Raw genomic sequence first — 5,725 nt, 5'->3', positions numbered from 1 at the left:
AGCCCCGGACAGGGCACCCGCGCCGCTGCCGAGGCGGCGCTGACCGCCGGCTGCAACGGGCCGGCCACGCGCGAACCCGGCTATCTTCTGACCGGCAATCTCGACGGCGACGGCGCCGAGGACACGCTGCTCGACTGGTCGCGCATCCTGTGCGAAACCGCAGTTCCGCGCCCGTTCTGCGGCGCGGCGCTGTGCACGGTGGATGTCTTCCTCAGCAGCCGCGCCGGCCTGCCGCCCGACAGCCTGCTGACCGGCTCGGTGCAATTGGTGCCGTTGACCAACGGCAACCAGGGTCTTGCCACTTACGGTCCATCCCCCGCCTGCGGCGACGCCACGCGCAATTGCCAGGGACTGTATTACTGGGACGGTGCGGGGCTGACGCGGCTGGAATAGGGCGCAGGTGGCCAACAGCCGCCACCGGCGCCGCGCCCACCCATCGCCGCACCCGGCGGCACCGCAAGCAAAACCAAGCCGTTCCGCCCCTGTCCCGGCCGGGACAGCCTAGACGTCCAGCTCTTCCACGAAGCGGGCATTCTCTTGGATATACTGGAACCGCAGCTCGGGCTTCTTGCCCATCAGCCGCTCGACCAGGTCGCCGGTCTCGCCGGGCTCGTCCTCGTCGATGGTCACCCGGATCAGCTTGCGGCTGGCCGGGTCCATGGTGGTCTCTTTCAGGTCCTTGGCGTCCATCTCGCCCAGCCCCTTGAAGCGCGAGACGTCGATCTTACCCTTGCCGCCCAGCCCCTTGGCCAGCCACTCGTCGCGCTCGGCCTCGTCCAGGCAATAGACCCGCTTGGCCCCCTGGGTCAGCCGGAACAGCGGCGGACAGGCCAGATACAGGTGCCCCTGGTCAATCATCGGCCGCATCTGGGTGAAAAAGAAGGTCATCAGCAGCGAGGCGATATGCGCCCCGTCGACATCCGCGTCGGTCATGATAATGATCTTTTCATACCGCAGGTCGTCGATGTTGAACCGCGTGCCCAGGCTGACCCCCAGCGCCTGGCTCAGGTCCGAGATCTCGGCATTCGAGCCCAGCTTGGACGAGGCCGCGCCCAGCACGTTCAGGATTTTCCCGCGCAGCGGCAGCAGCGCCTGGGTCTTGCGGTCGCGCGCCATCTTGGCCGAACCGCCGGCCGAGTCGCCCTCGACGATGAACAGCTCGGTGCCCTCGCGCGCGCTGTTGGAACAATCCACCAGCTTGCCCGGCAGCCGCAGCTTTTTGGTGGCCGACTTGCGCGCGGTTTCCTTTTCCTGCTTGCGCCGCAGACGTTCCTCGGCGCGCAGAACCAGGAAATCCAGGATCGCCCCGGCCGATTTGGTATCGGCGGCCAGCCAGTTGTCGAAATGGTCGCGCACGGCGTTTTCCACCAGCCGCTGCGCCTCGGTCGTGGCCAGCCGGTCCTTGGTCTGGCCAACGAATTCCGGCTCGCGGATGAAACAGGAGACCAGCGCGCAGCCGCCGGTGGTCAGGTCTTCGCGGGTGATCTGCGCCGCCTTGCGGTTGCTGACCAGCTCGCCATAGGCGCGGATGCCCTTCAGGATCGCCGCCCAGAACCCGGCCTCGTGGGTGCCGCCCTCGGGGGTGGGCACGGTGTTGCAATAGGACTGGATGAAGCCGTCGCGCGACGGCGTCCAGTTGATCGCCCATTCCACCTTGCCCGGGGTGTTGAACTTTTCCTTGAAATCCACCGTGCCGGCAAAGGGCGCGTCGGCATAGGTCGAGACGCCGTTCATCGTCTCTTTCAGGTAATCGGACAGGCCGCCGGGAAAGTGAAAGCTGGCCTCGGTCGGCGTCTCGCCATCGTCGATGGCGGTTTTCCAGCGGATCTCGACGCCCGAGAACAGGTAGGCCTTGGAGCGCACCATCTTGAACAGGCGGGCCGGCTTGAACTGGTGATGGCCGAAGATCTCGGCATCGGCATGGAAGGTCACCGTGGTGCCGCGCCGGTTGGGCGCGGCGCCGATCTTGGCCACCGGGCCCAGCGGGACGCCGCGCGAGAACCGTTGCTCGTACAGCTCGCGGTCGCGGGCGACCTGCACCACCATCGAATCCGACAGCGCGTTGACCACCGAGGCGCCGACGCCGTGCAACCCGCCCGAAGTCTCATAGGCCTTGCCCGAGAACTTGCCGCCGGCATGCAGCGTGCACAGGATCACCTCCAGCGCCGACTTGCCGGGGAATTTCGGATGCGGGTCGATCGGGATGCCGCGGCCGTTGTCGCGGATGGTGACGGCGTAATCCTCGTGCAGCTCGATCTCGATGCGGTTGGCATGGCCGGCCACCGCCTCGTCCATCGAGTTGTCCAGCACCTCGGCGACCAGGTGATGCAGCGCCCGGTCGTCGGTGCCGCCGATATACATGCCGGGGCGTTTGCGGACCGGTTCCAGCCCTTCGAGGACTTCGATGGAGGAGGCGTCGTAATCGGAAGGAGACACCTGAGTAAGAAGGTCGTTCATACCGCTGCTCTTTGTTGATTGGGCAGCAGTATGGCAGAGCCGGCAGGGCGGGGGAAGCGGATTCCCCGCCGGCCTCGGCAAAGGCGGCTGCGGATCAGCCCCGCGCCTTGTTGCGCAGCCACTCGGCGATGGCCTCTTCGCCGATCAGCCCATGCGCCAGCGCGATGATACGATCACCGGCGTCCTCGACCTGCCAGTTCAGTTCGACGCCATTCAGTTCCAGGCAGAAGTTCATCGCATCGAAGGCGGTGCGCTTGTTCCCGTCATTGAAACAGTGCCCGGTGGCGATTGCGGTGGCATAGGCGGCGGCAAGGTCGAAGATGTCGCCGATCAGGCCATAGATCAGCCGGTTGTCGACCCGCGCCAGCGCGCCTTCCAGCGACTTGTCACGCGCCCTCCCGGGCAGTTCGCCCGGATTGAGGACCGAGTCATGCAGGGCTTCGACGATGTCGGCGCCCAACAGGGTGAAGGTCATTTGTCCTTGAGATAGTCAAGAACCGGGGCAACCCGGTCGCGTGACCGTTCGATATAGGCCCGCAGCTCCTCCATCGTCGCGTGGTCGGGTTCATCGGGCAGCGCGGCGTTTTGCGGCACCAGATACCCGACGCAGCGCGAGTTTTTCATGATCGCCACTGGCTTGCCGCCGGCGCGGTCGAGCACCTTTTGCGGCTCGCGCAGCTCGGTCATGGTGCAGATCTGGTTGGTAAGCAGGCGGGTCATCGGATGGCTCCTGAAATACACATCAGAATATGCATTCAGATGTACATTTATTCAAGGTACCTCACGGCATCCAGTCCTTGATCCGCCGCGCCACCTCGGCCGGGGTCTGGTGCAGCAGCCAGTGGTCGACGCCGGGCAGGGTGACGCGGGTCAGATCGGGGGCGTAATGCTCCAGCCCCTCGGTTGCCTCGGGCAGCAGCGCGGTGTCGTCCTGCCCCCAGATCAGCAGGTGCGGGCAGCGCACCAGCAGTTTGTCGCGCGGAAAGTCCGGCAGCCCGGTCAGGGCTTGCCCCGGTTCGGGCACCTGCAGGGGCGAGGCACGGTACCAGTGGATCATGGTGTTCAACCGTTCGTCGCGGGCCCATTCCGCCTTGTAAGCGGCGCGCAACTCACCGCTCAGCCAGGACAGGTCCATCTTGGCCGAGAACAGCGCCAGCAGCTTTTCGAAATCGTTGGCGGCGAGGATCTTGTGGCTGTCGGGGCGGCGCAGGAAGTTGATATATTGCGAGGCCTCGGCCTGGGCGCCGCCGGCGGCCAATGCCCGCTGAAACGGGACCGGATGCACCCCGTTGGCAATGATCAGGCGGGCGACCAATTCGGGCCGGAACATCGCCAGGCCATAGGCGACGCCCGCCCCCCAGTCATGCCCGATCACCGTCAGCGGCGCGCCGGTGTGGCTGATCAGCGCGGCCATATCCGCCACCAGCGCCGACATGGCATAGTTTTGAACACCCTCGGGGGCCCAGCTGCGGCCATAGCCGCGCTGGTCCGGGGCGATGCAATGGAACCGGTCCGCCAGATGCCGCGCCAGCGGTTCCCAGGCGCCGCCATATTCGGGAAAGCCGTGCAACAGCAATACCGGCGGCAGGGCGGGATCGCCCCAGCGACGGATGTAAAACGGCTGGCCGTTCAGCGTCAGCGTTTCTGTCTGCATCGCTCTCCTCCCCGCGCTGACCCTCACCCTAGGGGGCGGGGCGGCGGCGGGAAAGGATTTATGCGGCGTTCGGCTGCGGCACCCGGCCGATGGCTCGGATCCAGAATCGGAGCATCAGCAGGATGCCGGCGCAGGCCAGGCCGCAGACCAAACCCAGCCAGATGCCGGTGGCGCCCATCCCGGCCGGAAAGCCCAGCAGATAGGAGACCGTCAGACCCACCGCCCAGTAGGACAGCACCGCCACCACCATCGGGATGGTGGTGTCCTGCACGCCGCGCAGCAGCCCCAGCGCCACCACCTGGGCGCCATCGACCAGCTGGAACAGCGCGGCAAGCGCCAGCAGGACCACGCCGGTGGCCATCACCTCGGGGCGGGCCGGGTCGTCGCCGTCGAGGAACAGCGCCAGGATCGGTTCGGGGATCAGCAGGAAGGCGACGATGGTACCAAGCGCGAAGCACAGCGACAGCAGGGAAACGGCAATGGCGCCGCGTTGCATATGCGTGCGGTCGCCGCGGCCGAAAGCGGTGCCGGTCCGGATCGTCGCGACGTTGCTGAGGCCCAGATGCACCATGAAGGTGACGCCGCTGACCGTCAGCACGATGCCATGCGCCGCCAGCGGCACCTCGCCCAGCCAACCCATCATGAAGGTCGAGGCGGCGAACAGGCTGACCTCGCAGAGCAGGGTCAGGCCGATCGGCAGACCCAGCCCCAGCACCCGTGCGAACATCTCCCAATCCGGTCGCCAGAGGCGACGGAACAGCTGGTGTTCGTGCAGCCGACGGGCGTAGAGCACCACCGCCAGCAGGCTGACGCTCTGGGTGCAGACCGAGGCGATGGCGGCCCCCATGGCGCCCAGTTCGGGGGCGCCCCAATTGCCGAAGATCAGGATGTAATTGACCAGCGCATTGCTGCTCGCCGCCAGCAGGGTGATCCACAGCACCACCCGGGTATGTTCCAGCGCCGCAAGATAGGATTTCAGCACCATGAACAGCAGTGCCGGGAACAGGCCCCAGCCGGCCACGCGCAGATAGCTGGCGGCCAGGTCGGCCACCGTGCCATCCTGGCCCAGCAGCCGCAGCAGCGTGCCCGATCCCAGCATCGCCGGCAGCGCCAGCAGACCGAAGGCAAAGCTGAGCCACAGGCCCATGCGGGTCGAACGGCGGATGCCCTGCACGTCATCCAGCCCGGCCGAGGTGGCAACCAGCGGCATCACCGCCATGGCAAAGCCCGAGCCGAACATGAAGAAGGCGAAGAAATAGCCGTGGGCCAGGGTGACGGCGGCCAGATCGGTGATCCCGTACCAGCCCAGCATCACGGTGTCGGTCAGGCCGATGGCAAATTGCGCCAGGTGCCCGCCGATCAACGGCAGGCCCAGCGTCAGGATCGCGCGCAGGTGCGCGGCAAATGTCATCGGCGCGGTCATGACCGAGGCTTTAGGGGGATCGCGCGCGGGCGGCAAGACATGCCGCGGCAGGGGGGCTGACGACGCGGCGACAGATGGCCGACACGGCCTTGCGGGTCAGATCAGCCGCAGCGCGATCTGGGTGGCCAGCAGGGCGATCACCGCGCCGGCGGCCAGTTCCAGCCCGGCCATGGCGCGGGCGGCACGCGGGC

General features: G+C 66.8%; 6 protein-coding genes. 1 reads left to right on the top strand and 5 read right to left on the bottom strand.

Annotated features, from left to right (window positions below; genetic code table 11):
• Positions 1-393 (top strand): hypothetical protein (locus CVM52_RS27135; protein WP_172721071.1); only part of this gene is annotated, 393 nt, incomplete at its 5' end.
• Between the two features lie 108 nt (positions 394-501).
• On the opposite strand, the gene parE is transcribed toward CVM52_RS27135, so the two are convergent.
• The 5 genes from parE to CVM52_RS22950 all read right to left on the bottom strand — a co-directional run bounded on the left by parE (position 502) and on the right by CVM52_RS22950 (position 5,534).
• On the bottom strand, positions 502-2,457 hold the full coding sequence (gene parE, locus CVM52_RS22970) for a DNA topoisomerase IV subunit B (protein WP_100164683.1): 1,956 nt from the start codon (positions 2,455-2,457) through the stop codon (positions 502-504).
• A 94-nt stretch (positions 2,458-2,551) separates the two neighbouring features.
• Positions 2,552-2,932, bottom strand: coding sequence for a type II toxin-antitoxin system death-on-curing family toxin (locus CVM52_RS22965; protein WP_100164682.1), 381 nt, complete (start codon positions 2,930-2,932; stop codon positions 2,552-2,554).
• Positions 2,929-3,177, bottom strand: a complete 249-nt coding sequence (locus CVM52_RS22960; protein WP_100164681.1) for a hypothetical protein — start codon at positions 3,175-3,177, stop codon at positions 2,929-2,931. Before CVM52_RS22960 ends, CVM52_RS22965 begins: the two co-directional genes overlap by 4 nt.
• Before the next feature lie 61 nt (positions 3,178-3,238).
• On the bottom strand, positions 3,239-4,111 hold the full coding sequence (locus CVM52_RS22955) for an alpha/beta fold hydrolase (RefSeq protein WP_100164680.1): 873 nt from the start codon (positions 4,109-4,111) through the stop codon (positions 3,239-3,241).
• 58 nt (positions 4,112-4,169) lie between these two features.
• A complete protein-coding gene (locus CVM52_RS22950; protein WP_100164679.1) occupies positions 4,170-5,534 on the bottom strand; it encodes an MATE family efflux transporter in 1,365 nt (454 codons plus the stop codon).
• Between the last annotated feature and the right edge of the window lie 191 nt (positions 5,535-5,725).

It is taken from the genome of Pseudooceanicola lipolyticus (assembly GCF_002786325.1).
GTDB classification, from domain to species: domain Bacteria; phylum Pseudomonadota; class Alphaproteobacteria; order Rhodobacterales; family Rhodobacteraceae; genus Pseudooceanicola_C; species Pseudooceanicola_C lipolyticus.
This window is presented reverse-complemented; position numbering and strand designations above follow the sequence as displayed.

What these genes read in the sequence shown, in the direction of transcription:
- CVM52_RS22950 (WP_100164679.1), bottom strand. Translation starts at nt 5,534, where the DNA reads ATGACCGCGCCGATGACATTTGCCGCGCACCTGCGCGCGATCCTGACG.
- CVM52_RS22965 (WP_100164682.1), bottom strand. Translation starts at nt 2,932, where the DNA reads ATGACCTTCACCCTGTTGGGCGCCGACATCGTCGAAGCCCTGCATGAC.
- parE (WP_100164683.1), bottom strand. Translation starts at nt 2,457, where the DNA reads ATGAACGACCTTCTTACTCAGGTGTCTCCTTCCGATTACGACGCCTCC.
- CVM52_RS22960 (WP_100164681.1), bottom strand. Translation starts at nt 3,177, where the DNA reads ATGACCCGCCTGCTTACCAACCAGATCTGCACCATGACCGAGCTGCGC.
- CVM52_RS22955 (WP_100164680.1), bottom strand. Translation starts at nt 4,111, where the DNA reads ATGCAGACAGAAACGCTGACGCTGAACGGCCAGCCGTTTTACATCCGT.